This window comes from Gordonia sp. DT30 (genome assembly GCF_049844915.1).
Classification (GTDB): domain Bacteria; phylum Actinomycetota; class Actinomycetes; order Mycobacteriales; family Mycobacteriaceae; genus Gordonia.
This window is the reverse complement of the sequence record NZ_JBNCLY010000017.1, coordinates 49,716-76,633: the sequence shown is the minus strand read 5'-3', so window position 1 is coordinate 76,633 and position 26,918 is coordinate 49,716. Positions and strand designations below refer to the sequence as shown.

Annotated in this window: 24 protein-coding genes; 15 read left to right on the top strand and 9 right to left on the bottom strand. The window is 66.5% G+C overall.

Going from position 1 to position 26,918, the window contains the following annotated elements; all coding sequences use genetic code 11:
• Positions 1-190: 190 nt before the first annotated feature.
• The 4 genes from ACLQ3C_RS15865 to ACLQ3C_RS15850 all read left to right on the top strand — a co-directional run bounded on the left by ACLQ3C_RS15865 (position 191) and on the right by ACLQ3C_RS15850 (position 4,377).
• Entirely contained in the window at positions 191-1,594 is a 1,404-nt protein-coding gene (locus tag ACLQ3C_RS15865) for an ethanolamine ammonia-lyase subunit EutB (RefSeq protein ID WP_425706048.1), read from the top strand.
• On the top strand, positions 1,591-2,364 hold the full coding sequence (eutC, locus tag ACLQ3C_RS15860; protein WP_425706047.1) for an ethanolamine ammonia-lyase subunit EutC: 774 nt from the start codon (positions 1,591-1,593) through the stop codon (positions 2,362-2,364). The genes ACLQ3C_RS15865 and eutC overlap by 4 nt, the downstream gene beginning before the upstream one ends.
• 86 nt (positions 2,365-2,450) lie before the next feature.
• Complete coding sequence (locus tag ACLQ3C_RS15855; protein ID WP_425706046.1) at positions 2,451-3,689, top strand: MFS transporter; 1,239 nt, start codon at positions 2,451-2,453, stop codon at positions 3,687-3,689.
• Between the two features lie 13 nt (positions 3,690-3,702).
• Positions 3,703-4,377: a TetR/AcrR family transcriptional regulator gene (locus ACLQ3C_RS15850; protein WP_425706045.1), complete on the top strand. Its 675-nt coding sequence runs from the start codon at positions 3,703-3,705 to the stop codon at positions 4,375-4,377.
• Here the strand turns inward: ACLQ3C_RS15850 and ACLQ3C_RS15845 are convergent.
• Complete coding sequence (locus tag ACLQ3C_RS15845) at positions 4,346-4,999, bottom strand: TetR/AcrR family transcriptional regulator (RefSeq protein WP_425706044.1); 654 nt, start codon at positions 4,997-4,999, stop codon at positions 4,346-4,348. The genes ACLQ3C_RS15850 and ACLQ3C_RS15845 overlap by 32 nt on opposite strands.
• Before the next feature lie 156 nt (positions 5,000-5,155).
• Between ACLQ3C_RS15845 and trxA the strand changes: the two genes are divergently transcribed.
• Entirely contained in the window at positions 5,156-5,533 is a 378-nt protein-coding gene (gene trxA, locus ACLQ3C_RS15840; RefSeq protein ID WP_425706043.1) for a thioredoxin, read from the top strand.
• A 354-nt stretch (positions 5,534-5,887) separates the two neighbouring features.
• Here the strand turns inward: trxA and ACLQ3C_RS15835 are convergent, their stop codons facing one another.
• The 3 genes from ACLQ3C_RS15835 to ACLQ3C_RS15825 all read right to left on the bottom strand — a co-directional run bounded on the left by ACLQ3C_RS15835 (position 5,888) and on the right by ACLQ3C_RS15825 (position 8,895).
• Complete coding sequence (locus ACLQ3C_RS15835) at positions 5,888-7,288, bottom strand: TerD family protein (RefSeq protein WP_425706042.1); 1,401 nt, start codon at positions 7,286-7,288, stop codon at positions 5,888-5,890.
• A 4-nt stretch (positions 7,289-7,292) separates the two neighbouring features.
• Complete coding sequence (locus ACLQ3C_RS15830) at positions 7,293-7,889, bottom strand: TerD family protein (RefSeq protein ID WP_425706041.1); 597 nt, start codon at positions 7,887-7,889, stop codon at positions 7,293-7,295.
• Between the two features lie 70 nt (positions 7,890-7,959).
• Positions 7,960-8,895 (bottom strand): oxidoreductase, encoded by a 936-nt coding sequence (locus ACLQ3C_RS15825; protein ID WP_425706040.1) that lies wholly within the window; start codon positions 8,893-8,895, stop codon positions 7,960-7,962.
• 99 nt (positions 8,896-8,994) lie between these two features.
• On the opposite strand from ACLQ3C_RS15825, the gene ACLQ3C_RS15820 reads away from it, so the two are divergent.
• Entirely contained in the window at positions 8,995-9,969 is a 975-nt protein-coding gene (locus ACLQ3C_RS15820) for an alpha/beta hydrolase (RefSeq protein ID WP_425706039.1), read from the top strand.
• A 301-nt stretch (positions 9,970-10,270) separates the two neighbouring features.
• The gene (locus ACLQ3C_RS15815) at positions 10,271-11,497 is read left to right on the top strand and encodes an acyltransferase (RefSeq protein ID WP_425706038.1); all 1,227 of its coding nucleotides are present in this window, start codon (positions 10,271-10,273) and stop codon (positions 11,495-11,497) included.
• Positions 11,498-11,539: 42 nt separating this feature from the next.
• Here the strand turns inward: ACLQ3C_RS15815 and ACLQ3C_RS15810 are convergent, their stop codons facing one another.
• The 3 genes from ACLQ3C_RS15810 to ACLQ3C_RS15800 are packed head-to-tail and all read right to left on the bottom strand — an operon-like array spanning position 11,540 to position 13,824.
• On the bottom strand, positions 11,540-12,526 hold the full coding sequence (locus ACLQ3C_RS15810) for an alpha/beta hydrolase family protein (protein WP_425706037.1): 987 nt from the start codon (positions 12,524-12,526) through the stop codon (positions 11,540-11,542).
• Positions 12,523-13,419, bottom strand: a complete 897-nt coding sequence (locus ACLQ3C_RS15805) for a transporter substrate-binding domain-containing protein (protein ID WP_425706036.1) — start codon at positions 13,417-13,419, stop codon at positions 12,523-12,525. The genes ACLQ3C_RS15810 and ACLQ3C_RS15805 overlap by 4 nt, the downstream gene beginning before the upstream one ends.
• 54 nt (positions 13,420-13,473) lie before the next feature.
• A complete protein-coding gene (locus ACLQ3C_RS15800) occupies positions 13,474-13,824 on the bottom strand; it encodes a hypothetical protein (protein ID WP_425706035.1) in 351 nt (116 codons plus the stop codon).
• Here ACLQ3C_RS15800 and ACLQ3C_RS15795 point away from each other — a divergent pair.
• Positions 13,823-14,131 carry a hypothetical protein gene (locus tag ACLQ3C_RS15795; protein WP_425706034.1) on the top strand — a complete coding sequence of 103 codons (309 nt, stop codon included), beginning with the start codon at positions 13,823-13,825 and terminating at the stop codon, positions 14,129-14,131. The two genes, ACLQ3C_RS15800 and ACLQ3C_RS15795, sit on opposite strands and share 2 nt — an antisense overlap.
• A 47-nt stretch (positions 14,132-14,178) precedes the next feature.
• Positions 14,179-15,069: an SGNH/GDSL hydrolase family protein gene (locus tag ACLQ3C_RS15790; protein WP_425706033.1), complete on the top strand. Its 891-nt coding sequence runs from the start codon at positions 14,179-14,181 to the stop codon at positions 15,067-15,069.
• 10 nt (positions 15,070-15,079) lie between these two features.
• Here the strand turns inward: ACLQ3C_RS15790 and ACLQ3C_RS15785 are convergent, their stop codons facing one another.
• The gene (locus ACLQ3C_RS15785) at positions 15,080-15,655 is read right to left on the bottom strand and encodes a SanA/YdcF family protein (protein ID WP_425706075.1); all 576 of its coding nucleotides are present in this window, start codon (positions 15,653-15,655) and stop codon (positions 15,080-15,082) included.
• Between the two features lie 207 nt (positions 15,656-15,862).
• On the opposite strand from ACLQ3C_RS15785, the gene ACLQ3C_RS15780 reads away from it, so the two are divergent.
• The 6 genes from ACLQ3C_RS15780 to ACLQ3C_RS15755 all read left to right on the top strand — a co-directional run bounded on the left by ACLQ3C_RS15780 (position 15,863) and on the right by ACLQ3C_RS15755 (position 26,273).
• The gene (locus ACLQ3C_RS15780; RefSeq protein ID WP_425706032.1) at positions 15,863-17,293 is read left to right on the top strand and encodes a WS/DGAT/MGAT family O-acyltransferase; all 1,431 of its coding nucleotides are present in this window, start codon (positions 15,863-15,865) and stop codon (positions 17,291-17,293) included.
• A gap of 199 nt (positions 17,294-17,492) precedes the next feature.
• On the top strand, positions 17,493-20,876 hold the full coding sequence (locus tag ACLQ3C_RS15775) for a heterodisulfide reductase-related iron-sulfur binding cluster (RefSeq protein WP_425706031.1): 3,384 nt from the start codon (positions 17,493-17,495) through the stop codon (positions 20,874-20,876).
• Between the two features lie 136 nt (positions 20,877-21,012).
• Entirely contained in the window at positions 21,013-22,266 is a 1,254-nt protein-coding gene (locus ACLQ3C_RS15770) for a pyridoxal phosphate-dependent aminotransferase (protein ID WP_425706030.1), read from the top strand.
• A gap of 126 nt (positions 22,267-22,392) precedes the next feature.
• On the top strand, positions 22,393-24,189 hold the full coding sequence (locus ACLQ3C_RS15765) for an SDR family oxidoreductase (protein ID WP_425706029.1): 1,797 nt from the start codon (positions 22,393-22,395) through the stop codon (positions 24,187-24,189).
• Between the two features lie 10 nt (positions 24,190-24,199).
• Positions 24,200-25,120 carry a metal-dependent hydrolase gene (locus ACLQ3C_RS15760; RefSeq protein WP_425706028.1) on the top strand — a complete coding sequence of 307 codons (921 nt, stop codon included), beginning with the start codon at positions 24,200-24,202 and terminating at the stop codon, positions 25,118-25,120.
• Positions 25,121-25,133: 13 nt separating this feature from the next.
• Entirely contained in the window at positions 25,134-26,273 is a 1,140-nt protein-coding gene (locus ACLQ3C_RS15755; protein ID WP_425706027.1) for a PDR/VanB family oxidoreductase, read from the top strand.
• Here ACLQ3C_RS15755 and ACLQ3C_RS15750 read toward each other — a convergent pair whose 3' ends face one another.
• Positions 26,274-26,849, bottom strand: a complete 576-nt coding sequence (locus ACLQ3C_RS15750; protein WP_425706026.1) for a TetR family transcriptional regulator — start codon at positions 26,847-26,849, stop codon at positions 26,274-26,276.
• Positions 26,850-26,918 lie beyond the last annotated feature (69 nt).

Genomic DNA, 26,918 nt, shown 5'->3' with positions numbered 1-26,918 from the left:
GCGCGGGGTGCCCCATTACTCGAGCACCTCGATTCCGAGGGTAGCCGCACCGGCCACGGTGTGCGGGCGGGTTGTCCGATCGTGTTCGCCGGGTCGATGGACTACGTTGATCTGCAGGGCCCGCACCGGCCCGTCTTCGCCACTGCCGTCGAAGCGTTCGACACCATCGCCGACGCGAAGAGGAATTCCCGTGACCTACCGTCAGACCCTGCGCGGGCACACCCATCGGTTCGCCGATCTCACCGAGGTGCTGGCCAAGGCCACCCCGGCGCGCTCGGGTGACGAACTCGCCGGATGCGCCGCCGAATCCGACGCCGAACGTGCGGCCGCGTCGTGGGTGCTCGCCGATCTGCCGTTGACGGTGTTCCTCGAGCAGCTGGTGGTGCCCTACGAGTCCGACGAGGTCACGCGGCTGATCATCGACACACACGACGCGGACGCCTTCGCGCCGGTGTCGCATCTGACCGTCGGCGGACTGCGCGACTGGCTCCTCGAGCAGGCCGGCGACGAGTCCGGCGGCCGACGACTGCGGTCGGTGACGCGCGGCCTCACCCCGGAAATGGTTGCGGCCGTGAGCAAGCTGATGCGCAACCAGGACCTGATCGCGGTGGCCAGGCGCATCGAGGTGACCTCGGCATTCCGCACCACCATCGGCTTGCCCGGGCGACTGTCCACCCGGCTGCAGCCCAACCATCCGACCGACGATCCGCGCGGCATCGCAGCAGCTCTGCTCGACGGACTGCTGCTCGGCTGTGGCGACGCGGTGGTCGGCATCAATCCGGCCACCGACTCCCCACACGCGACCGCGACCCTGCTGCGGTTGCTCGACGACGTCCGCACCCGGTTCGCCATCCCGATGCAGTCGTGCGTCCTCGCCCACGTCACCACCACCATCGGCCTCATCGAGCAAGGAGCCCCCGTCGACCTGGTCTTCCAGTCGGTCGCGGGCACCGAGGCGGCCAATCGCGGTTTCGGTGTCGACCTCGCCATGCTGACCGAGGCCAACGAGGCGGGAAAATCACTGGGCCGCGGCACGGTCGGCGAGAACGTGATGTACCTGGAGACCGGCCAGGGGTCGGCGTTGTCGGCGGGCGCGCACCTGGGCACCGGCGGGCGGCCGGTCGATCAGCAGACGTTGGAGGCTCGCGCCTACGCCGTCGCGCGGGCCCTGGACCCGTTGCTGGTGAACACCGTCGTCGGATTCATCGGCCCGGAGTATCTGTTCGACGGCAAGCAGATCATCCGCGCCGGCCTCGAGGATCACTTCTGCGGAAAGCTGCTCGGACTGCCGATGGGTGTGGACGTCTGCTACACCAATCATGCCGAGGCCGACCAGAACGACATGGACACCTTGCTGAGTCTGCTCGGGCTGGCCGGGGTCTCCTTCGTGATCACGGTCCCCGGCGCCGACGACGTCATGCTCGGCTATCAGAGCCTGTCCTTCCACGACGCGCTCTACCTGCGCGAGGTGCTGGGGCTGCGTGCCGCACCCGAATTCGAGGCCTGGATGCAGAGCATCGGGATGGCCGACGAGGGCGGCCGGGTGATCCCCCTCGATCCACACATGTCCCCACTGCGCGGGCTGGCCTCATGACCGCCGACGATCCGTTGCCGGTCGCCGACCCGTGGGAGCCGCTGCGTCGGACGACTCAGGCCCGAATCGGTCTGCATCGCAGCGGCTTCGGTGTTTCCACCAACGACGTCCTACACTTTGCCGCCGATCATGCTGCGGCGCGCGACGCGGTACACAGCCCCATGGACACCGGTGCGGTCGGCAAAGGTCTGCAGGAGTTGGGTTTCGGTGGTCCCGTGGTGGTGCGCAGCCAGGCGGGTTCGCGCGCCGAATACCTGCGGCGCCCCGACCTCGGCCGGCTACCTGCGGATCTGTCGTCGGTGCAGCCGACGGGTGCCGACATCGGGATCGTCGTCGCCGACGGGTTGTCGGCGGCCGCCGTCGATGCGCACGCCGTCGCGCTGGTGGATTCACTCACATCGGCTCTCGCACCACACTTCTCGATCGCCGCCCCGGTGATCGCGACCGGGGCCCGGGTGGCACTCGGCGATCACATCGGCGCGGCGCTCGGTGTCGAGATGGTGATCGTCATCATCGGCGAGCGACCGGGATTGTCGGTCGCCGACAGCCTCGGCATCTATCTGACCTACGCACCGAAGCCGGGACGTGTTGACTCGCAACGCAATTGCATCTCCAACATCCATCCGCCCGACGGTCTCGGCTATGGTGATGCGGCGCGGATCGTCGCCGCCCTCGCCACCGGCGCGCGCCGGCTGGGCGCCTCGGGCGTGACCCTCAAGGACACCTCGGCAGCGCTCACCCCGCCCGCCGGACAGTTCGAGCTGCCCTGACCGGGCGGTACCCCCGGAACACTGCCTCGATGATCGCGATGTGACGGCACCGGTGATAATGAATCGCACATCGACAGGGGACACGCATGCAGATCACTCCGATGGGGCCGGGCATGGTCGACGGGCTGCCCGCGCTACCGATCCGCAAGGCCGCGGTGGCCTGCGGGTACGCGGCACAGGGACTCGGCTATGCCGCGGTCATGACCGCCTTGCCGTCGTTCCAGGACACCTGGGGTATCGACGATATGGGGATCTCGGTGATCCTGCTCGGTACCTGCGTCATGGCCGGCATCGGATCTGTCGCCGCCGACCTGGTCGCGGTTCGCCGGGGCAGCCGGGTCGCGGTGTGCACCGCCCTGGCCGTGCAGGCGGTGGCCGTCGCGACGATGGCGTTCGCCCCGGCCTTCGGTGTGTTCATCGCAGCGGTGGTGGTGTACGGAATCGGGCTGGGCACCATGGATGCCGCGGCGAACATGCAGGGCACGATGCTCGAGGCGCGTACCGCAACACCACATCTGGGCAGGTTCTACGCCGCCTATACCGCCGCCGCCGCGCTGGGCGCGGTGGCCATGAGCGCCTTTCTGTCCACCGCGGGCGGCGCCGTCGGGGCGCTGTTGACCGCTGCGGTGGTCCAGGTCGGCGTGGCGGTCTTCGGCATCGTCGGACTCGATCCGTCTCGGGAACTGGCACACGAGCAGACCGCCTCCCGGCCGACCGACGCCGCTGACGACTCCCCGCGAGCGCGGACTCCGTTGCCGCGTAGGGCAATCTGGCTGGTCGGTAGCACGTTGATGGCGATCTACATGCTCGATTCGGCGGTCTCGACGTGGAGCACCGTCTACCTCACCAACGCCTTCGACAACCTGGCGAACCTCGCCCCGCTCGGCTATGCGATGTATCAGGTGACCACGTTGCTGTCGCGGCTGGTGACCGACCGCCTCGAGATGCGGGTCGGCGTCGTACGGCTCGCGCTGAGTGCGGTGGGCATCGGTGTCGTCGGGTGCGTGGTGATCGCGGCCGTCCCGGCCTTCCCCGGCGCGATCGTGGGGCTGGCCATCGCGGGCGTCGGCGGTGGCATCCTCATCCCGGTGACCTTTGCCGCCGCCGGACGCATCCTGCCCGCGCGCCGCGACGAGGTCATCGCGCGCGTGAACCTGTTCAACTACGCCGGCGTGATCCTGGGTGCGGTGATCATCGGCGCCATCGCGTCGGGCTCGGGGATCGGCGTAGCTTTCCTCATCCCTGCGGCGGGCCTCATCGCGGTGATCCCCTTGGCGCGACGGATCGACACCACACGCCGGCAACCGGCGCAGAGCCCCTCTTAGAGTTGGCAATTCGATGAGCACCAGCCAGCCCGGCGAACGCGGCGTCCGCGGACGCAGCCGGCAACGACGCCAAAAGCTACTCGACGCGACCATCGAGATCATGGCCGCACAGGGGACGGCGGCGGTCACGCATCGGGCGGTGGCCGCGGCGGCCGGGTTGCCGCCGTCGTCGACGAGCTACTTCTTCGAATCGATCGACGAGCTGATGGGCGAGGCGGTGACCGAGGCGATGGACCGCGAGGTCGCTCGTCTCGGCGAACTCGAGGGTGCGGTCGCCGACGAGGCGACCTCGGCCGGACGACTGATCGCCAACTTCGCGGACTTCATCCGTCACGAACACGATCCACACACCGTCGCACAATTCGAGATCTATCTGTATGCGTCCCGGAAACCAGATCTGCGCGGCCGCGTCGTCGCGATCATCGAGGCCACGCGCAAGGTGGCGAGGCGCGCGCTGCGCGCCGGTGGTGTCGCCAATCCACTGGCGGCCGACGCGATGCTCGCGATGATCGACGGATTCTCCTTGCATCGCATCGCCAATCCCGATGGCGCCGAGGTGGAAAGCCTACTGCTCGGCCTACGGGCACTGCTCATCGGCTTGTCGGCGCTGGAGGTCGTCGGCGACACCACCTGGGACGCTCGTCAACCGCCGGAGATCAGTACTGATCCAGATACGCCCGGATCATGATCTCGAGCTCGGCCAGCAGGGCACCGTCGGGCTCAGGTGATCCGTCGTCACCAGTGCCGTCGAAAGCCTCGCGCATCACCGCGTCGGCCGCGGCGAAGACGGTGCGGGCGACGGTGATATCGCAGCCCGTCAGGCCGCAGGCATGCATCAGCTCGCAGACCTTGACGGCCATCCGCGCCTTGTGCGCCCGGCCGGGGTCGCCGGGCAGCCGTGCGATCGACCCCACGATGCGCACGATGCGCTCGTCGGCGTAGATGCTCGCGATGTGGTCGATCACCGCGGCGACCGGGTCGGCGATCCGCTCGACCTCGATCTGGTCGATCACATCGTCCATCAGGCTCTCGATGCGCTCGTGGTAGCGGGCCACCAACGCCACCGCGATGGCGTCACGGTCGGGCAGATACTGGTGCAGGGCACCGACCGACAGACCGGCCTCCTCGGCCACCCGGGTCAGAGTGAGTGCGTCGACGCCTTCACTGACGGCGATCCGGTCGGCAGCGGCGAGCGCGCGGCTGACCTTGTCCCGCGACCGCGACTGGGTGGGCGTGCGCTTGAGCGGCACTGACGAGAGGTCATCGGCCTCAGACTCGTCCGACGTCGGGTCGTCTGGGGCGAATTGCACCGACTCACCTTACCGTCGGCACCAGGCCGAATATATTTTCGTACGCCGCTGGGGCCGGTGGCCCCGATGGTCAGCAGTTCGACGCGAGCTGGGCGCAAGCCGCCATGCGGAACCGGTGTGGGGAATATGCCCTGCAGGGCGTTCATTGGAACGCACATGCGTACACAGGAGATCACTCTCGAGAACTTCCCTGCGACCGTGGAGCAGGAGGGCATCGTTCTGCTCGACTTCTGGGCCGGCTGGTGCGGACCGTGCCGTCAGTTCGCACCTGTCTTCGAGGCGGCGGCCGACAACCACCCCGACATCACCTTCGGCAAGATCGATACCGAGGCGCAGGATCAACTCGCCGGCAGCCTCGGCATCCGCTCGATCCCGACGCTGATGGCCTTCCGTGATGGCGTCCTCGTCTTCAATCAGGCCGGTGCCCTGCCCGCCGCACAGGTGGAGCAGCTGATCGAGGCCGTCGAGGGTCTCGACATGGCAGCGGTCCGCGCCGAGATCGCCGAGGCAGACGACGGCACGGTCCAGTCCTGACGTCGATCTGCCGAGGTCGGCACCACAGCGAAATGCCCCGATCACCAGGCGTGTCGGGGCATTTCCGCAGAGCGAACTACTTTACGCCACTGAAAATGAATTGCAGTGTGGTGAGCAGTGTTTCGTTCGACTGAATTGCGTTCCACAAGAAATTGTCGATCATGGTGATCCTCCCTTTTCACTGATGCAAGCCGACCATACATGCTGACTCCCAGATTTTCTTCAGAGTCCGACGACCGATCCATCTACCGGCGGTCAGCCCTCGGAGTCGCCGAGCCGTCGGTGGGTAGGGCCGGCCGATACCGGCCGTAACCCGGTCGGCGGCGGTTGCCATCGGCGACGACTGCGGGCCGCTCATGTTCGCGGGGCCGGTTTCACCGAGGCCACGACCGCCTCATAGAAGTCGTTGACGAGGTTGGTCATCGCATGGACAAACCCTTTGTCCGTGGATCGCTTCGATCCCATCGCCACTTCCATCGTCATGGTGAATTCACGGATGTCCTTGCCTGCTGGGGGAAGGATCGCCGCCACGTCGTCTCGAAGTCCGCCGAGTAGCGCCGAAGCCGACTCCGTGCGGCTACCCAATTGATGCCCCGTAACGCGCAGGGCCGGTGGGGCCTCGTCGAGCTGCCGGATCAACCAGTTGACCTTGGTGACCGGCCGACCCGATCGTGGAGCCGGCATCGTCATCGAACAGCTGATTCGCTCGCGGGCCAGGTTCGCGTGATAGACGACGAGCGAGACAGTGCCCGGAATCCGCAATGTCCCGAACAACTCACCCGAATCCGCGAGCTGCTTCGCACGACTTACCGCGTCGACGTGCGCGCTGGCGCCCCGGGCGGTGACTTGCTGCCCGGTCAGGGCACTGAGTTGAAGAGCAAGGTGCATGCCGAGTTGATCGAACCGGCGGCAGATCTCTGCCGTGGCGACCTCACCCGGCGACAACGTGCTGTCCTTGACGCCGCTTCTGACCTTGACCCAGTGCTTCCCCATGTCGTCGAAGCTGCACATGCCAGATCTCGAGTCGCACCCATATCGCAGGAACTCGGCCAGAACGCCTGCTCGTGTTCGGTCATCGACTCCGCCGTGTGCGCTGACCAGTGCGGCCGCAGCAAGTATTTCCTCCCATGAAATATGTTGCAACGCAACAGATCGAGTGTGACGCGCATCGACAGCCACGGGAAGTTCGTCGGGCGCAGGCATGATGTCGCAACTGACGGTGACCACGGCGTCGAAGCTCTTGACCCGGGCGAGCTTCAGGTAGGCATCGATCTGCTCGGCCTTCATAACACCCTTGCCCGTCTTGACCTCGACCAAAGCCGTCCATTGCTTGTCACCTCGAGTGACCCGTATCAAGCCATCCGGTCTGAGGTCTTGGTCTGCGTGGGTGAACCGGACCTCGGTGTAACACTCGATTTTTCCGCGTGGCCCACCGACCAGCCCGACGATCTGCTTGCCCAGTTCCGGCACGATCGCCATGACCGCGAGTGCGACCGACGCCGCACGCATTTCCTGCTCGGTGGTCGTCGACGACCGCACTGCGGGGAACAGTCGAGCACGCGTCCAGCCATCCGCATTCTCCGGCGAGACGAGGTATGGCGAATGCCGGGTACGCCAGTCTGCGGCGATGCGCGCCACTCGCTTCCGCCGACGAATACTCACCCGATTCTCGTCGGTGACGCTCGTATCCTCACCGGTCCCTCCCGACTCGTCGACGACCGACGCCTCCCGCGAATCGACTGCTTCCGGCTGCAACGAATCACCCCGGGTCGTCGACTTCTACGCCAAAGTCGGTGACAAGGGCCGCCAACCCGCCCGCGTATCCCTGCCCCACCGCCCGAAACTTCCAGCCGCTCTCGTGCCGGTACAGTTCGGCCACGATCAGCGCGCGTTCATCGGTGAACCCGTCCAGTTCGCTGCGGAGGTACGCAGATTCATCGGACTCGCCGCTGCCAAGACTCACAGTCATTTCCAGCGATTTCACCAGTCCGAAATCCTCACCCGACTCGGAATCCGCACTCGCGGCGACGATCAGGCGGTCGATCGGGTCCGGGAGCCGCGCCACGTCGATCTGCAGCCTGCCGCCGAGATCGTCGCTCCCATCCTCGTTGTCCCCAGTACCGTCGTCACCCACCAGACGCACTGCACCATCCAGTGCGTTCGGCTGGTTGTAGAAAACGAGGTCATCCGCAGATTGAACGTTTCCACCGGAACCCAGGACGAGCACGCTCGCATCGACGGCTCGGAGGCTTTCGCCAGGCGTCGCGCTGATACGTATATCCAGTTGTGGGGCGGGGTCACCGAAGATCTCGGCGACGCGCACATTCGCGCCCTTCGCGAGAGCATGTGTCGGCATTGCGTCAATGTAGCCGTCCGCGTCCTGCGTCGCCCGTGGTTCGATTCCACCTGAAGTCTTCAGGCCGGCGTCACAGGTCGAAATGCACGCCCGTGAGCTTTTCTGCGGTCTCCCACAGCTGTTGTCCGAGAACGGGATCAGTGGCCTTCTCGGCCAGCGACGACTGGACGGGCGGACCACTCAAGCCCATCGGGCCCCGCGGGCCGTAGTACTGGCCTCCCAGCACGGCCGGATCGGTCGCGGCGCGTACGGTGATCAGCGCTCCGCCGGCAGCCTCCATGATGAAGGTGCGCCGAATCCATCGCAGCGATGGTGTGGTGAACAGCCAGCGCAAGACTGCCTGCTGATCCCGCATGACGCCGGATTGCGTCGCACCGGGATGAGCCGCCACCGACATCGGAGCCGGGCCGGCGCGCCGTGCCAGCCGACGTTGTAATTGCACCGCGTACACCAGTTGAGCAAGCTTGGCGCGGGCGTAGGCGCGCGCGGGGGTGAATCCGCGCTCCATGGTCAGGTCCTCGAAATCGATGATGCCGGCGCGGTACACCGTCGATCCGACGGTGACGAATCGGCCACCGGCAGCGGCCGATACCGCACCGAGCAGCAGACCGTTGAGCGCGAAGTGACCTAGGAAGTTGGTGGCGAAGTCCATCTCGAAGCCGTCGCGGGTCAATTCGCGACGCTGGCGCATCACGCCGGCGTTGTTGACGACGAGGTCGATGACCGGATGGTCGGCACACAACCTGTCGGCGCAGTCTTGCACCGACGAGAGGTCGCTCAGGTCCAGGCGCGCAATGTCGAGGTCGGCGCCGGGCACACTCGCAGCGATGTCCTCGCGGGCCGCGGCCGCCAGGTCAGGGTTACGGCACGCCAACACCACGCGTGCGCCGAGTCGGGCCAATTGGCGCGCTGTTTCGAGCCCGATGCCCGTGTTGGCGCCGGTCACCACGGCCAACCGTCCGCGCTGCGTGGGCGCGTCCGCCAGACCCCAGCCCCTACCTCGCATCGATGTCCTCCTGAATTGTGATGACCTTGTGGGTACCACATGACGGACTTCTCGCCCTCCGATGGGCGCCGTGACCGGGTTTCACGCCACAATGATCAGGTGCACATCGAGCGAGCCTGCGGCCCGCGATCCCGAGTCGCGCGTTCGTGGTCGCGGGCTGCGTACGCGCTCGTCGTCGCGAGCATGGTGATCGGACTGACGGCATGCGCGGGCGGGCAGCGTGCGAGCGCTCCGGCCGCCGTTCCCGCCCCACCCCAGGGCGTCGAGGTTGCGCGTATCGATTACCCGGTGCCCGCAGGTAAGGCCGATCCCACCCAGAACTGGATGGATCTGTATCTGCCCACCCACCGCCCGGGTCGTCTTCCGCTCGTCGTGCTCATCCACGGCGGGGCGTGGCGCAACCGCATCAGCGCGGCCAGCTTCGCGGTGTTCGCGGCCACCGTTGCCGACCGCGGGGTGGCAGTTCTCAACGTCGAATACCGACGAGTGGGCAGCGGCGGCGGCTGGTCTACGACCTTCTCCGACGTGGCCGCCGCGATCAACGACATCCCCGCCGTCGCGAACCGCTATCCGGTCATCGACGCCCAACGGTCCGTGGTGGTCGGCCACTCGGCCGGGGCACAGCTGGCCGTGTGGAGCGCCACCCGCGATCACCGCACTGCCGACGCCATCGGCGTGCCTGTGCGGTACCGGCCGGCACTCGCCTTCTCGATTTCGGGCCCCCTCGACATGCGGCGCGCCGCCGCGCTCGGTGATCGCAACGTGGTGCAGGTGCTCGGCGGGAGCCCGGGGCAGGTGCCCCGACGGTATGCGGCGGTCGACCCGTTCCAGAATCTCGACCCGCAGGTGCCGGTGATCGCGGTGATCGGCAGTCGCGACACCACGGTCCCGGCGATCCTCACACAGGACTATGTGGCCGCCGACAACGCCGCCGGCGGTCATGCACGCCTGATGGTCTTTGCCGGACAGACACATTCATCGATCGTCTCGCCGACCTCGACGACCTTTCCCCGACTGGTCGACGAGATCGTCAAGGCGGTGCGCGGGCTCCGGGGGCACAATGCCGATCAGTGATCATAAGTGGTCGGATCACGCCACGGCGGAATGCGACGCAGTGCGATAGCGCAGTGTGACGACGACCAGACGTGGGTCAATTGTCCGATTCGAGCGTTTCGGGCGTGCCCACCCACCAAGGGACAGCTATCCAGATACGTCTCAGCGAGTCACAAGGTTGCGCTGATAGTGTGACGCTTGATCACGGATAGATCACGGCCATTTCGGGCGCGGAGCCGCGCCCCAACCATCGCCGGGGCGCCCGCGGACCATCAGAAGGCCGTCGAGGAACCGTCCTGAGCAGCCGTTCGAGAGTTGAGGTATGACGACAGCACTCACGCGCGCGACCACATCCGGCGTGCAGCACACGACGCAGACACCGGCTCCCGCTCGTGGTCAGCGTCCCCGGCGGGCATACCTCCACCACGTTGATCTCATCCGCGCGACGACGTTCTCACTGGTCATCTTCGTCCACTGCCTGACCCAGACCACCGACGAGTTCACCAGCCTGCCGGTCAACACCACCTCGCTGGCGTTGCACTTCACCCGTAACACCTTCTTCGCTCTCACCGGATTCGTTCTGATGTATCAGAACTTCGACAAGGCGGACTTCTCGACCTTCGCCTTCTGGCGCCGGCGCATCAAGCTCGTCATCTTCCCGTACCTGATCTGGTCGTTCATCTACTGGCTCGTCGAGGACATGTGGGTCCATGGACGCCTCGCCGATGTGCCGACACATATGGGCGAGTTCGGCAAACTCGTGATGTGGGGTCTGTCGGGATTCCAGATGTACTTCTTGTTCGTGATGCTGCAGGTCTATCTGTTGTTCCCACTGGTGCTGTGGCTCGTGCGAGCGACTGTCGGCAAGCATTGGTGGCTTCTTGGGGGCAGTCTCGCCGTGCAGGTCGCGATCACCGTGACCATCACCTACTGGGAGCCGCCCGCGGCATTCGCCCCCTACTGGTGGCACAACTACGCGACGTTCGTGCCGTATCAGTTCTTCATCCTCTACGGCGCGGTCGCGGCCGTGCACCGCGAAGAGGTCGCTCGTTGGCTCGCCGGCAAAGGATGGTGGCTGTTCGGGGCGCTGCTCGCGACCGGTGGCCTTGCCCTGGGCACCTACCTGTACGGCGTCTGGTATGACGGAAAACCGGTCCACGACAACAACTCTGCGTTCTATCCGACGCTGGTGCCCTTCCTCATCGTCGCCATGACCTGCCTCTACGCGGCCGCCGCACACTGGGGCGAACACTGGCGCGACTTCACCCCGCGATTCGCGCGGGCGGTGTCATTCGCGTCGAACCGGTCGTTCAGTGTGTTCCTCTGTCACGTGCTGGTGCTGTTCTTCATCCTGTACCCGCAGCTCAACGACCGGCCGGCGATACTGGTTCGCGTCGGCGAACCGTGGAGCACCCTCGTCGTCTACCTGCTGACGCTGGCCGGCTCGTTGCTCCTCGTCGAGATCCTGCGGCGCCTGCCCGGCTCGGCCTATCTCACCGGACGTCCACGGCTGCCGCTCACCTTCGGCCGGCGGACCGACCGCGGCTGAGCGTCACCGCGTCGCCGACTCGAAGGTCATCGCTGCTGCCGATCAGCCCGCCGCGTGGTGGGCAGCACGGCTGATCGTTTCGAGCACCACCGGAAAGGCCGACGAGGTGGGGTCGACGATCAACCCGTGGTCGGTCTTGGGCAGTAAGACGAACACCGCACGGCCGCCGGCCGCGTGGTCGGCGGCCACATACGTCTCGGACAGGATCGGCGGAACCACCCGGTCCTCGGCGCCGGCCATCGCGATGGTGGGCGTGGCCGGATCGATGTTCTGGATCGGGTCGACCGATGCGTATCGATCGGGGACCTGGGACGGCTGCCCACCGAGCGCACGGACCACGCGGTCGTCGCCGAGTGCGACCGCCTTGCGCATATCGAGTGGGCCGGCCAGCGAAACCACGCTGGTGGGACGGAACTTCGGGTCGGCGCCGACTTCTCCGGTACCGAGCTTGTGTCGGGTACCGGCCCACATGGCCAGTTGCCCACCAGCCGAGTGACCGACGACGACAGCGTTGCGGGTGTCGATCTGCGGAATCGCCTTCTGGATCGCCGGGACGAAGTCCAGGGCCGCGGCCACGTCCTGAAATGTCGTGGGCCAGCCGCCACCGGAGCCGACCCGCCGGTACTCGACGTTATAGACAGCCAGCCCGCGTTCGGCCAACCGACGCGAGAACGTAACGAAGCTATCGGCACCGACCGTCGACAGCCACGAGCCACCGTGGATCAGAACCACCAGCGGCACACTGCCATCGGGATGGTTGCCGCGGGGCAGGAAGACGTCGGCCCAGTTCTGGGTATCGTCACGGGTGCCGGTCGTCGTCGGATAGAGATACCGGCGCGCATCCACATTCGACGAGGCGATCACCTTGGCCAGATCGCCCGCGGCCGGACCGGCGCCGACGGGCGTGACCGTCTGCGACGGCCGACCCTCCTGCTGCGGCGATGACGAACATCCGGCGGCCAGCAATGCGCTGACCACGATCAGCGGCAACAGCACCGCGGAACAACGGCGCGTGGGCAATTCGATCACGATGACGTCGCTCCGTTGATCTGCGAAGCGGTGACCAGCCCGGAATCGAGTCCCCACTTGTGGGCGATGGCCCGCATCGTCCCGGTGTCGATGAGCTTCTGCAGCGCTGCCTGAAGCGGCTTGGCCAGTTCTGAGCCCTTGCGGATCGCCAACGCATACGGTTCGGTGTCGAACGGTGCACCAGCTGTCGCCAGGGCGTTCGCCGACTGGGCGACCGCATAGGAGACGGCGAGCGAGTCGGACGAGACCGCCTGTACGCGACGGTCTTTGAGTGCCGCCAGCGCGTCGTCCAGCGTGCCGAATCCCGTCGCGGTGATCGGTGGGTCGCCGGTCACCGTGCAGGACTGGGATTTCGCGGGGATCTCCGTGGTGGCCTGGACGGTTCCATTCTCGACGCCGACCTTTTTGCCGCATGCGTCGTTGGGATCCACGCCGTCGTCGGCGCGGCGGACCCACTGGGTTCCCCCGCTGAAGTACGTCACCATGTCTACTTGCTTCTCGCGGTCTTTCGTATCGAAGATCGAGCGCATTCCGAGGTCGTAGGTTCCGGCGGCCACCCCTGGGATGATCGATGCAAAGTCGGTGTTGACGTAACCCGGCGTCAGACCGAGGATCTTGCCGACGGCATCGACGACCTCCACCTCGAAGCCCGTCGGCTTTCCGTCGGCACCGAGGAACACGCTCGGCCGATACGGGATGGCGGTGCCCACGATCAGCTTTCCGCGGGCGCGGATATCGGCCGGAACCTTCGCGGCCAGGGCCGCGTCCCGGTCAACCGATGTCGGGGAGGCCGAACTCGTCGGCGTCGTAGAATCCTCAGTCGCACAACCCGCCAGCAGCAACGGAATCGCGGCGACCACGAGAGCGGCACGCCATCGTCGTAACAGTCGCACCTCGATTCGACCCTTTCGCTCGTGAACAGTCCTGGGCTAGTAGGTACGGTCAACCTACCGTGCATGACTTTCGCAGAGCCTCGTCCACACGCCCGCGGAGTCAAACAAAAACGGCAGTTGTCGATTCACAGGTTTCTCTTGTTCACCACCGTCCAAGGTTGCTGACATTGTAATGTCAATTTGCGTTCCATCATTCCAGTAACATTCCGGATAGCTCTGCATAGAAGGTGTGATGACCAGAATCAATCGATCGGTGTTCGTGACGGGCGCGTTCGCCCTGATGCTCGTGGCCGGAGCGTGTAGCAGCGGCGGAACCGACTCGGGCACCAGTTCGAGCTCTTCGAGCGCGCCGTCGTCCTCGTCGGCCTCGGTATCGAGTTCGTCGGCCTCAGCGGCCCCGCCCATGACGACGACTCACCATCAGCAGGCCCCGGCCCCCGGCCCGCAGACCACCACCCCCGCCGGCGGCGGCAATCGCAGCGGCCAGCCCTGCACCGACCAGGACGGCGCCCCCGGCCACTACATCAATGCCAACGGCCAATGGATCTGCCAAATCACCGGAGACGCACCGCAAGTCAATACCACGACACCCAGCCAGCGCGACGACGACCCGGGCGGCCAGCCCTGCACCGATCAAAACGGCGCCCCCGGCCACTACATCGACGCCAACGGCCAATGGATCTGCCAAATCACCGGTGACGCACCACGGTGATATCGGGTTCATCACCGGGCCGGCCGTGGTGGCCCCGTCGATTGTCGGTGCCCGTTGGGGCCCGCATCGTCGTCGCCATCGCGGCCGCCTGCCTCGGTGCCGGTTGCGGCGTGCCGGCGACCACGACGGTCACGAACTCGTCGACGGTGTCGTCGACAATCGTCCACCCGAGTAACGCACCCACCAAGAAGTATGTTGCCCTTGGGAGTTCATACGCGGCCGGCCCGGGCGGGATTCGGCTCACCGACATGCGGTGCGCCCGTTCGGAAGGAAATTATCCGAGCCTGGTGGCGCAGAGTCTCGGTCTGCAACTCACCGACGTGAGCTGCTCGGGCGCCACCACCGCCGACATCGTCGACCGTGCCCAGCCCGGTGTCGCGGACCGGCCACAGATCGATGCCGTCACCGCGGACACGTCGCTGGTCACGCTGACGGTCGGCGGCAACAACATTCACTACGTCGGCCGCCTGATGGCGTTGAGTTGCCGGGCCGTCGGGCCGATCGTCGGCGCCCGCGCCGAGCACTGCAACTCGAGCCCGCCACCGCCGCCGGCCGCCGCGGACTTCGCCCACCTCAGCACCACGCTGCACCGGGTCCTGCAGGCCATCCGCGATCGTGCGCCGCAGGCGACCATCGTCTTCGTCGACTACCTGCCCCTGACCACCGGCGATGCCACATGTGACGTGTTGCCGCTGAGCCCCGAACAGCGAGCCGAGACCCTCACGGTCTACGCCGGACTGACCAAAGCCATTGCCACCGCGGCCAATTCGGTCGGCGCCGAGGTGGTCCGCATGTCGACGGCCGGGCACGATCACGGCGTCTGCTCCGCCGACCCGTGGCTGTACGGGTACGAGAGTCCGGCGCCCTACCACGAGACCCCGTCGGGCAAGGCCGCGATCGCCGCCACGGTTGCGAAGGTCGTCGGCGCATCGGCGTGAACGACGCGCCTCACCAACCGGTGACAGCAGTCAGCAGTGCCCGAGGACGCGCCAGCATCGTCTCCCGGACAATGTTGCGCGCCAGCGAGATCGCCGAACAGTCGCATCCCGCGTCCACCCCGCTCGCATCGACCCCGAGACTGCGGCACAGCGCTATCGCCCGCGGTGCATGGAAGTCCTGCGTGAGGAGCACCGGCCGGTCGACTCGGTAGACGTCACGCAGCCGCCGGCAGGTGTCGGCGGTGTCGAAGCCCGCGGGGTCGTCGACGATCTTCTCCGGCGGCACGCCACGCGCCTCCAGATAGGCACGCATCACCGCGGGCTCATCGCCCGCGTCGGGAGACCCGTTGCCCGAGTTGATGATCCGCTGTACCGCACCAGACCGGTACAGCGCCAACGCGGTGTCGAGGCGACCCCGCACGTAATCTCCGGGGTCACCGTCGCGGACCAGTGAACCGAGCACGACGACCGTCGAATCCGGCGGAACCTCGGCGGCGGTGAGCGAATGACCGCGCGAGGCGACGAACACCCAGGTGGCCGCGATCGTCACGATCAATTCGACGGCGATCAATGCCATCGGGATCATCAGCCGCGCCGTGTTCCGGACACCCACCCGATCACCCCCTCCCGAACACCCCTCCCGAACACCGTAGCCAGAAGCCGGCCGCCCGGCTGCAGTCGCCGGGCCGCCGTATACGGCCTCCATGTGTGCGCGTGACACAAGTGGCTGTAGTGTGATCCCCAGCACAGTTTCAGCCACACAGTTCAGCCACACGATGAGGGGGTGGGCCGCATGCCGTACATGCCGATCACGGAGTCGATGTTCCTGATCGCGGAGACCCGCGAGCAGCCCATGCACGTCGGGGGGCTGCAACTCTTCGTCCCCCGGGCCGGCCAGTCGGCGAGCGAGCTGGCCGAGGAGTTCGTGGTGCGGTTCAACACCTGCACCGACCTAGATCCGCTGTTCCGCAAGCGTCCCGCCACCCCGGCCACCGTGATGGGTTATGTGGCGTGGTCCCATGACGACGACATCGATTTCGACTACCACGTGCGCCGGTCGGTCCTGCCCCGGCCCGGACGCGTCCGGGAGTTGCTGCGCTACGTGTCTTTGCAGCACAGCGCGCTGCTCGACCGCAATCGGCCGATGTGGGAAGTCCACATCATCGAAGGCCTCGAGGACGGCCGCGTCGCGCTGTACACCAAGATCCACCATTCCCTGATCGACGGCGTCTCCGCACTGCGAATGTTGCAGCGCACCCTGACTGCCGACCCCGAGGACCGCAACGGGTCGGCCCCTTGGGACCCGGCACTGTACCGCCGGGCGCCCAAGCCCTCGTCCTCCTCGTCGTCGTCGTCCTCACGCATCCCCGACCTCTCGGGCGCCCTGGACCTCGCCGGCTCGGCCCTCGATGTCGGCGGCCAGATCGTGGGCATGCTGCCGGCCACCGCGCGTATCGCATGGACGGCCTTGACCAACAAGGACTTTGCCGCCCCGTTCCGCCCGGCGCCGCGGACGATGCTCGACGTTCCCATCGGCAGTGCGCGGCGGTTCGCGGCCCAACAGTGGTCCACCGACCGGTTGCGAGACGTCGCCCAGCAGATGGGTATCACCCTCAACGACGTGGTCATCGCAATGTGTTCGGGTGCGCTGCGGTCCTATCTCATCGATCACGACGAATTGCCGGATACGCCGCTGATCGCCGCGGTGCCGGTGTCACTGCACATCGCGGGTGCCGAGGGCAAGGACGGCAACTCCATCACCGCGATCCTGGCCAACATGGCCACCGATGAGCCGGATCCCGAGCGCCGGTTGCAGACCCTGGTCAACTCGATGCGCGAGTCGAAGCGGGTGAGCCGTGGGCTCTCGCCGCTGCAGGCATTGGCCTACGGTGCGGCCACGATCGCGTCGCTGGCGTTTGCGACCGTTCCGGGTTTTGTGCGTTACACGCCGCCTCAGCTCAACATCATCATCAGCAATGTCCCCGGACCGAGCGAGCACATGTACTGGAACGGCGCCCGCCTCGACGGCGTCTATCCGGTGTCGGTGGTCATGGAGGGCCTGGCGCTCAACATCACCGTGACCACGACCGCCGAGCACGTGAACTTCGGCCTGATCGGCGCCCGCAAGGAGCTACCGAGTCTGCAGCGTCTGCTCACGCACCTCGATACGGCACTCGAAGAACTCGAAAAGGTCGCAAACGTCACATCGTCCGGAACTGACTAGACAGTAAGTTACTGGCAAGTATCATTTGACGGACGGTCCATGCGACCCAAGCATGTGCCCATCCGAGTGCTTCTTAGGTCAGCCTTGGCAGCGCTTGGGTGTATTCAGCAATTACGGTTACCCGTAACCGACGTCGGACCCCGCGCACGTCAGCCCGCGCCGCAGGGTCTCGTGACAATCAGAGAGGGGCCGTGACGCCGTGAATGCCACGACGATCACCATCGGCACAATTGCCGCGGTCATCAGCCTGTTCTGCTGGGCCTTGTTCCTGCGGGGCGTATGGACGATGATCCGTGCCATCGCGCAGGGTCAGCGCGTCGAGAGAGCGCGGTTCTGGCCTGTTCTGCCGCGACTGTGGACGATGCTCAAGGAGTTCGTCGGCCACACGCGGATGGTGAAATTCCGGACCGTCGGCTGGGCGCACTGGCTGGTCATGTTCGGCTTCCTGATCGGCGCGATCTTCTGGTTCGAGGCCTACGGACAGATCTTCGACCCCGAATTCCACTGGCCGGTGATCGGTGCATGGAACATCTACATCTTCGCCGACGAGGTGCTGGGACTGGGCACCGTCATCGGCATCCTCGTCCTGATGACGATCCGCCAGCTCAACCACCCCCGTCGGCCCGAACGGCTCTCGCGCTTTGCCGGGTCGCGCTTCGGCGCCGCGTACTTCGTCGAGTGGGTGGTGCTGCTCGAGGGCCTGGGCATGGTCTTCGTGAAGACCTTCAAGATCTCTTCCGGTATCGAGAACCCGCCCATCTGGACGTCGTTCTTCACCCACTACTTCGCGATGGCCTTCGACGGTTGGTCCGTGTATTGGGTCACGGTTGCGGCGGTCATCAAGCTGATGAGCGGCATGATCTGGCTCGCGGTGGTCGGCTCGAACATCGATTGGGGTGTCGCCTGGCACCGGTTTGCCGCGTTCTTCAACATCTATCTCAAGCGTGAGCAGGACGGCGGCGTCGCCCTCGGCCCGCTGAAGCCGATGATGAGTAATGGCCAGGTGCTCGACATGGAGTCCGCCGACCCCGACGTCGACGCCTTCGGTGCGGGCAAGGCCGAGGACTTCTCCTGGAAGGCCTGGCTGGACTTCAGCACGTGTACCGAGTGCGGTCGCTGCCAGAGCCAGTGCCCGGCATGGAACACCGGTAAGCCGTTGAGCCCCAAGCTGCTCATCATGTCCCTGCGCGACCATGCACAGGCCAAGGCGCCGTACCTGATCGCCGGCGGCCGCACCGACATGGGCGGCGACGAGGTCGGTCTCGTCGACGCCGACGGCAGACCCGACGAGGCCAAGCTCGCGAAGATCCCCGAGTCGGCCCGCGCCGAGGCCGCGCGCAAGCTGGTCGGCGAGTCGAAGGGTGCCCTCGGTGGCGGCGACGGCATCGTCGCCGACGACGAGTCGGGCATCAGCGTCTTCGATCCCGAGCAGCTCGGTGCGGTCATCGACACCGAGACCCTGTGGAGCTGCACCACGTGCGGTGCGTGCGTCGAGCAGTGCCCCGTCGACATCGAGCACGTCGACCACATCCTCGACATGCGCCGCTACCAGGTCCTCATCGAGTCGGACTTCCCGACCGAGCTCGCGGGCATGTTCAAGAACCTCGAGAACAAGGGCAACCCGTGGGGCCAGAACTCCTCGGCGCGCACCAACTGGATCGACGAGATCGACATCGAGATCCCGGTGTTCGGCCAGACCGTCGACTCGTTCGAGGGCTTCGAGTACCTGTTCTGGGTCGGCTGTGCCGGCGCCTACGAGGACCGCGCGAAGAAGACCACCAAGGCCGTCGCCGAACTGCTCGACATCGCCGCGGTGAACTTCCTGGTGCTCGGCGAGGGCGAGACCTGCACCGGCGACCCGGCACGCCGCGCGGGCAACGAATTCCTGTTCCAGATGCTGGCGCAGCAGAACATCGAGACGATCGGCGAGGTCTTCGCGACCGCGCCACAGCAACGCAAGAAGATCGTCGTCACCTGTGCGCACTGCTTCAACGCACTCGGCAACGAGTACCCCCAGTTGGGTGCGAAATATGAAGTGGTGCATCACACCCAGCTACTGAACCGGCTGGTGCGCGACAAACGTCTGGTGCCCGTGTCCCCGCTCGGTGAGGGCGTGACCTATCACGACCCCTGCTACCTCGGCCGCCACAACAAGGTCTATGACGCCCCGCGTGAGCTGATGGCCGCGTCCGGCTCGAATCTGCGCGAGATGCCCCGACACGGCGAACGGTCCATGTGCTGCGGTGCCGGTGGCGCCCGGATGTGGATGGAAGAGCAGATCGGCAAGCGCATCAACATCGATCGCGTCGACGAGGCGCTCGACACATTAGGCGCCGGGAACACCGATGGCGGTGAGGCACCGCAGAAGGTGGCCACCGGCTGCCCGTTCTGTCGCGTGATGCTCACCGACGGTGTGACCGCACGGACCTCGGGTACCGAGAACGAGGGCAAGGTCGAGGTCGTCGACGTCGCCCAGTTGGTGCTCGAATCGGTCAAGCGGGGCGCACCCGAGGTCACCCGCGGTGGTCGATTCCTCGGCCCGACGCCGAAGGCCGCACCGGAACCGGAGCCCGAACCCGAGAAGGTCCCGGCCGCTGCTGCCGCGACCGCGACCGCCGGTGCCGCCACCGAGGCGAAGCCGAAGCCCAAGGTCGGACTCGGCATGAAGGGCGGCAAGAAGCCCGGCGCCACCGCGAATGCTGCACCGGCGGAGGCAGCTGCACCGGCTGAAGCCGAAAAGAAGCCCGCCGCCAAGGGATTCGGCATGAAGGGCGGCAAGAAGCCCGGCGTCACCGCGAGTGCTGCACCGGCGCAGGCGGCCGCACCGGCTGAGGCAGCTGCACCGACTGAGGCCGAAAAGAAGCCCGCCGCCAAGGGATTCGGCATGAAGGGCGGCAAGAAGCCGGGCGCCACGGCAAAGTCCGCGGCACCCGCTCCGGCCGAGCAGGAATCGTCACCGGCGGTCGAAGAGGCCGTCAGCGAGACCACTCGTCCGGAGGCCCCAGGGCCGGAGACCGCTGGGCCGGAGAAGAAGCCTGCGGCAAAGGGTTTCGCGATGGGATCGGGTAAGCGCCCGGGCATGAAGAAGCCCGGTGGCGGGGTCACACCCAATGCGGCCGCACCCGACGCCGGGGTGACCGCACCCGCCGAGAACAAGGTCGACGAGGCGGAGTCCGCACCCGAGGCCACACCGACCGCCGACACGGAATCCGCCGAGGCAGCCGCGACGCCGAGCGCACCGGCGGCCACCGAGGCGACCACGGCCAAGGCCAAGGGGTTCGGCATGGCCGCAGGCAAGAAGCGCCCCGGCGCCAAGCCTGCGGCAGCCGCGCCGAGCACGCCCGCAGAGTCGTCGACACCCACCGAGACGACGGCCCCCGCCGAGACGTCGAGCGCGCCCGAGCCGGCCACGGACGAGGCCTCGGCAACGGATGAGGCCCCGGCAACGGAGTCGCACGCTTCGGCGACGGAGCCGCAGGCCTCAGGCACCGCCGACGACCGGACCGTCAACGAGACCGGCACCTCGAAGGCGAAGGGATTCGGTCTGGCCGCGGGCAAGAAGCGGCCGGGCCACCGTTCCTGACGGCGTCGTCCGACAACCGATATCCGTGAGCCCGCCCGGTCGCACCGGGCGGGCTCACCGCTTTCCCGGACATCGACGACGGACCCGCCGCGAGGCCGAATTAATCGGGTTGCCCACGGCTGCGACAATTGACCCCGTGAGTAGGCCTTACGTATCCCACCAGAACCAGAACCTCAAGCCGCTGGAGCAGTCCCAGAAACTGCAGAACGTGTGCTACGAGATCAGGGGTCCGGTGCATGCACACGCAGCACGGCTGGAGGCCGACGGCCATCGGATCATGAAGCTCAACATCGGCAATCCGGCGCTGTTCGGCTTCGAGGCCCCCGACGTCATCATGCGCGACATGATCCATGCGCTGCCCTACTCGCAGGGCTACTCGGAGTCGGCGGGCGTGCTCTCCGCCCGCCGCGCGGTGGTGACCCGCTACGAGCTCATCCCCGACTTCCCGTACTTCGACGTCGACGACGTCCTCCTCGGCAACGGGGTCTCCGAACTCATCACCATGACAACGCAGGCACTGCTCAACGACGGCGACGAAGTCCTCATCCCGACGCCCGACTACCCGCTGTGGACGGCGATGACCTCGCTGGCCGGTGGCCGCCCGGTGCACTACCGATGCGACGAATCCAACGGCTGGAATCCCGACATCGAGGACGTCGAGTCGAAGATCACCGACCGCACCAAGGCGATCGTCATCATCAACCCGAACAATCCGACGGGCGCCGTCTACTCCCGCGACGTCCTCGAGAAACTCGCCGACATCGCGCGCCGCCATTCGCTGCTGATCCTCGCCGACGAGATCTACGACAAGATCCTCTACGACGACGCCGAGCACATCAACATCGCCTCACTCGCGCCGGACCTGCTGTGCCTCACCTTCAACGGGCTGTCCAAGGCGTACCGGGTATGTGGCTACCGGGCCGGCTGGGTCGTGCTCACCGGACCCAGGGACCATGCGCAGGGCTTCATCGAGGGCCTCGGCATCCTCGCCTCGACGCGCTTGTGCTCCAACGTCCCCGGCCAGCACGCCATCCAGGTGGCCCTCGGCGGGTATCAGAGCATCGACGCACTCGTCCATCCCGGCGGACGTCTGTACGAACAACGCAACGTGACCTGGGAAAAGCTCAACGAGATCCCCGGCGTCAGCTGCGTGAAGCCGAGCGGCGCCCTCTACGCGTTCCCTCGTCTGGACCCCGAGGTCCATGAAATCCACGACGACGAGCGGTTCGTCCAGGACCTCCTGCTGCAGGAGAAGATCCTCGTCGTGCAGGGCACCGGCTTCAACCTCGACGACCACAACCACTTCCGCATCGTCACCCTGCCGTGGGCGCGTGAGCTCGGTGAGGCGATCGAGCGGATCGGCAACTTCCTCGCCTCGTACCGCCAATAGCCGGGGAGTCCATCCCGCACACCACACCGGCATGTTCACGTAATCGCCACCCTATTCATGTAACCGTTGGTAACGTGTAACGTGCCCCCGGAGGCAACGACGCCCGGGAGCAAGGAGCCAGCGGTGATGTGGACACGTCGGATCGTGCGCAGCGGTGCGGTGGAACTCGCCGTTTTCGAGGCCACCCGGCATGTAGATGGCCCGGAGACCTCGTCCGGCGCCGACCTGCCGACCGTCCTGCTCGTCCATGGCTGGCCCGACACCCACGTCGTATGGGACGACGTCGCCGCCGACCTGTCGCGCGATGCGCGCGTCTTCGCCTATGACACCCGCGGGATGGGCGACAGCAACCGTCCGCAGCCGGTGTCGGCGTATCGGATCGAGAATCTCGCCGACGACCTCTTCGCCGTCGCAGATGCCATCGCCCCCGATACCCGCGTGCACGTCGTCGCCCACGACTGGGGCTCCATCCAAAGCTGGGAGGCGGTCTCGCGCAGCGGGGCGCACACCCGGATCGCGTCGTTCACCTCGATCTCGGGCCCGAGTCTCGATCAGGTGGGCGCGCTGTTGCGCCACAACATCACTCATCCGACGCCGCGCAATCTGGGCACCAGCCTCGCCCAACTGGTCAGTTCGACTTACATCTGGTTCTTCCACGTACCGGTGATTCCGCGGCTGTTACTGGGAGTGCTCGGCACGCCGCAGGTCTGGCGCAGCTTCTTGCACCTCATGGATGGCACCCCCCGTCAGGCGATCACCACCGGCCCCACGTTACGTCGGGACATGATCTCCGGAGTGCGGTACTACCGTGCCAATATCCTTCGGCGCCTGCTCTTTCCGGCGCCCCGAACCGTGTCGGTGCCGGTTCTCGAACTCCTCAACACCCGCGACTTCGCGATCCGCCCCGCGACCTTCGCAACCACCCACCGCTACGCGTCCCGGCTCTGGCGGCGCGATTCCGCGACCGGCCATTGGTTGCCGGCGACCCACCCACGCTACGTTGCGGAGAACGTCCGCAACTTCATCGGGACCATCGACGCGAATCGTGCGGTGCCCGAAAGCTTCTCCCGCACGCGACGTTTCGGCCCGGGGCAGGTGTTCTCCGGGCGACTCGCGGTGGTCACCGGCGCAGGCAGCGGCATCGGCCGCGAGACCGCTCGCGCACTCGCGGAGCTGGGCTGCGACGTCGTGCTCGCCGACGTCGATATCGCCGGCGCACATGAGACCGCTCGTCTGTGCAAGGAAAGCGGCTCTGCGCCGGCGGTTTACCCGCTCGACGTGGCCGACACCGCCGCCTACGCCGAGTTCGCCGAGACGGTGCAGCGCACCCACGGCGTCCCCGACATCCTGGTCAACAACGCCGGGATCGGGCTTTCCGGTGCGTCCCTTGATGCCACCGACGATCAAGCCGACCGGCTACTGGCAATCGACCTGCGTGGCGTGATCACCGGATGTCGCGAGTTCGGCCGTCAGATGGTCCGACGCGGAACCGGCGGGCACATCGTCAATCTAGCGTCGGCGGCGGTCTTTACGCCGCAACGCGGGCTGGGTATCTACGCGGCGGCCAAGGCCGGTGTCCTGAGCTATTCCGAATCGCTGCGCGGCGAGCTGGCCGAGCATCACATCGGCGTCAGCGCCATCTGTCCCGGGCTCATCGACACGCCGATCGTGGCCACCTCGGAGATCGCCGGCCTCGACGCCGATGCGCAGTTCGGTGAGCAGACGCGCCTCGCCGAGTTGTATCGGCGGCGTGGCTTCACCCCCGACAAGGTGGCCGCTCAGATCGTCGACGCCATCCGCGCCGACAAGGCCGTGGTGCCGGTTGCACCGGAGGCCCAGATCGCCTATCGCGTCCATCGTTTCACCCCATGGATCTCGCGCATCGCGGCCCGCCGGCAGGTCGTCGCCGCGGCGCGTCAGTAAAGGAGCGATCATGCACGCATCTGCCCATTCCATCGGCGATTCCCGTGAACCCGCCGACCTCGACGGCTCCGATCCGGGCCCGGTCGAACTGCACGCCCGCAATGTGGTGTTCGACTGGGCGCACACCCCGCTGCACTGGATTCCCGGTCATCCGGTGGCGTCGAACTTCGTCAGCGTCCTCAATCTCCTACTGCCCGAGGGGGAACGCTGGTTCGTCCAGACCTTCAACGAGGCACTGCCGCTGGTGCACGATGACGAACTCGCCGCCACCATGCGCGGGTTCATCGGTCAGGAGGCGATGCACGCCGAAGCACACGACCACGTGCTCTGGGAGTTCCTCGACAGGCACGGGATCGATCCGCGGCCGTTCTGCCTGCAGATGGAGTGGATATTTCGGAAGCTCCTGGGCCCCATGGCCACAGGGACTGCGACAGCCCGTCGCAAGCACCTCGTCGAACGGTTATGGCTCATCGCCGCACTCGAGCACTACACCGCGATTCTTGGCGACTTCGCGCTCAACAACACCTGGACCGAGCACGGGGCCGACCCGGCGATGGCCGACCTGTTCACGTGGCACGGCGCCGAAGAAGTCGAACACCGTGCGGTGGCACACGAGGTCGCCATCTACTTCGGCGACGGCTACCTGCGCCGCGGGCGTGCCATGCTGGTGGCACTTCCGGTGTTGCTGATCTTGATCTCTCGCGGCTTCCGCTTCATCATGACCTCGGATCGAACCATCGACTACAACTTCTTCCAGCGTCGGTACCACTATTTGCGCGGGGTACGCGCCGGTGTGCTGCCCAAGCTCTGGAAGGTCGTCCTGGCGACGTTCAGCTACTTCCGGCCCGGTTTCCATCCGAACGAGATCGGCTCCACCGCACAGGCTGTCGCCTATCTCGCGGCCTCACCCGCCGCCCGCAACGCGAGCTGAACCAGGAGCCCGAATGAATCAGCGCGCACATCCGCATACGACCACCCTCACCTCCCCGCCGCCGCAACTCTACGGCCGGTGGCGCCACGATCCTCTGCTCACCGTGGGCACCGCGATCTCGAAGATCTGGTGGCCTGCCTGGCGTCCGTTCTCGCCGCTGCGGACGACCCCCGCCGATGACGGCACCACGACCTTGCAGATTGTCGGACGCGAAGTGGTCGCCGAGGACGAGAACGTCGTCGCACTCACTCTCGCCGCCCCCGACGGCGGTCTGCTGCACCGCTGGCACGCCGGCGCACATCTGGATCTGCTGCTGCCGTCGGGCCGGATGCGTGAATACTCGCTCTGCGGCGACCCGGCCGACCAGCACACCTACCGCATCGCCATCCGGCGCATTCCCAACGGCGGCGGTGGCTCCGTCGAGGTACATGACACGCTTCGCGTCGGCGATATGGTCTCGATCAAGGGACCGCGCAACGCTTTTCCGATCTCGCTGCCCGGCCACGGATCGCCGGCGACGAAGCTGCGCTTCATCGCCGCGGGCATCGGCATCACCCCGATCCTGCCGATGCTCGCCGCCGCCGAACGATTCGGGCTCGACTGGTCGATGATCTACACCGGGCGCTCCACCGACTCGATTCCGTTCCGCGACGAGGTGGCCCGATTCGGCGACAAGGTCACCATCCGCACCGACGACGCCGCCGGCCTGCCGTCGATGGAAGAGCTGCTCGGAGAGGTCGATCCCCGCACCGGCCGGGCACCGTCGGGTCTGGCCGTGTACTGCTGCGGCCCGGTCCCGATGCTGGAGAGCCTGCGGCGCCATCTCGCCGATCGACCCGACATCGAATTGCACTACGAGCGGTTCAGTCCGCCCCCGGTCGAGAACGGCCGCGAATTCACCGCCACCATCGCCTCGACCGGCGCCCAGATCACCGTCGGCGCCGACGAAACGCTGCTGGCCGCACTACGGCGCGAGATTCCGTCTGTGCCGTACTCCTGCCGCCAGGGCTTCTGCGGTACCTGCAAACTCGGCACTCTTGCCGGCGAAGTCGATCACCGGGACAACACGCTGACCGAACCCGAACGGGCGTCCGGTGCGATCCTCACCTGCGTCTCACGCGCCCGCGGAGATCACCTCACGCTGGACCTCTGATCACCGACCTGACGCGGCTGACTGCGCCGTTGCCGCGAGAGCCCGGACCGCGGAGGTCATCAGTGCTCGATGGGTCCGGAGGCGACCTTTGGACCACGGTTCGCCAGATGCATGTGCACGTAGGGCAGGCGAGGCCGCGGGCCACGCGGTGACCAGCCCCAGCATGAGCGCAAGCACGTCGGCGCCCGACGGGCCGTATCGGTCGCTGAGGGCCGTCACCTTCGGAGCGTAAGTGCGCACCTCGGCGTCGGTGGCCTCCGGGCGCTCCAGTCCTGCCCAAGTGATCAATCGCAGAATGGATGGGTCCGCCATCATATAGTCGAACAGCGCACCGGCGTATCCCGGGAGATCATCAAGCGTAAAGGGCACATTCTCGGATATGGCCAACAGCGCTTGGGCCACAACGAGGTCGAACAGTTCTTCCTTAGGACCGAAATGGACGTATATCGAGCGTTTGTTGGCTCGAGCATCGGCCGCGATCCGGTCGACTCGTGCTCCGGCCAAGCCATACCGGGAGAATTCCTTGTCGGCCGCGACGAGGATTCGGCGCTTCGTATCAGTGGCGTCAGGCGGCATATCCTCCACGTTACAACGTAACTATCTGGTTATTGACAGTCCGGGACCCGGCGTGCCAGACTCGTCGTG

Coding starts and splice junctions, on each gene's coding strand:
- ACLQ3C_RS15765 (WP_425706029.1), top strand. CDS start 22,393: ATGTGGACACGTCGGATCGTGCGCAGCGGTGCGGTGGAACTCGCCGTT.
- ACLQ3C_RS15785 (WP_425706075.1), bottom strand. CDS start 15,655: ATGATCCCGATGGCATTGATCGCCGTCGAATTGATCGTGACGATCGCG.
- trxA (WP_425706043.1), top strand. CDS start 5,156: ATGCGTACACAGGAGATCACTCTCGAGAACTTCCCTGCGACCGTGGAG.
- ACLQ3C_RS15760 (WP_425706028.1), top strand. CDS start 24,200: ATGCACGCATCTGCCCATTCCATCGGCGATTCCCGTGAACCCGCCGAC.
- ACLQ3C_RS15830 (WP_425706041.1), bottom strand. CDS start 7,889: ATGCCGACACATGCTCTCGCGAAGGGCGCGAATGTGCGCGTCGCCGAG.
- eutC (WP_425706047.1), top strand. CDS start 1,591: ATGACCGCCGACGATCCGTTGCCGGTCGCCGACCCGTGGGAGCCGCTG.
- ACLQ3C_RS15825 (WP_425706040.1), bottom strand. CDS start 8,895: ATGCGAGGTAGGGGCTGGGGTCTGGCGGACGCGCCCACGCAGCGCGGA.
- ACLQ3C_RS15780 (WP_425706032.1), top strand. CDS start 15,863: ATGCCGTACATGCCGATCACGGAGTCGATGTTCCTGATCGCGGAGACC.
- ACLQ3C_RS15855 (WP_425706046.1), top strand. CDS start 2,451: ATGCAGATCACTCCGATGGGGCCGGGCATGGTCGACGGGCTGCCCGCG.
- ACLQ3C_RS15755 (WP_425706027.1), top strand. CDS start 25,134: ATGAATCAGCGCGCACATCCGCATACGACCACCCTCACCTCCCCGCCG.
- ACLQ3C_RS15800 (WP_425706035.1), bottom strand. CDS start 13,824: ATGGGCGGGGCCGCTGAGGCCGACGAACTCGATACCGAGGCCGACGAG.
- ACLQ3C_RS15750 (WP_425706026.1), bottom strand. CDS start 26,849: ATGCCGCCTGACGCCACTGATACGAAGCGCCGAATCCTCGTCGCGGCC.
- ACLQ3C_RS15850 (WP_425706045.1), top strand. CDS start 3,703: ATGAGCACCAGCCAGCCCGGCGAACGCGGCGTCCGCGGACGCAGCCGG.
- ACLQ3C_RS15795 (WP_425706034.1), top strand. CDS start 13,823: ATGACGACGACTCACCATCAGCAGGCCCCGGCCCCCGGCCCGCAGACC.
- ACLQ3C_RS15815 (WP_425706038.1), top strand. CDS start 10,271: ATGACGACAGCACTCACGCGCGCGACCACATCCGGCGTGCAGCACACG.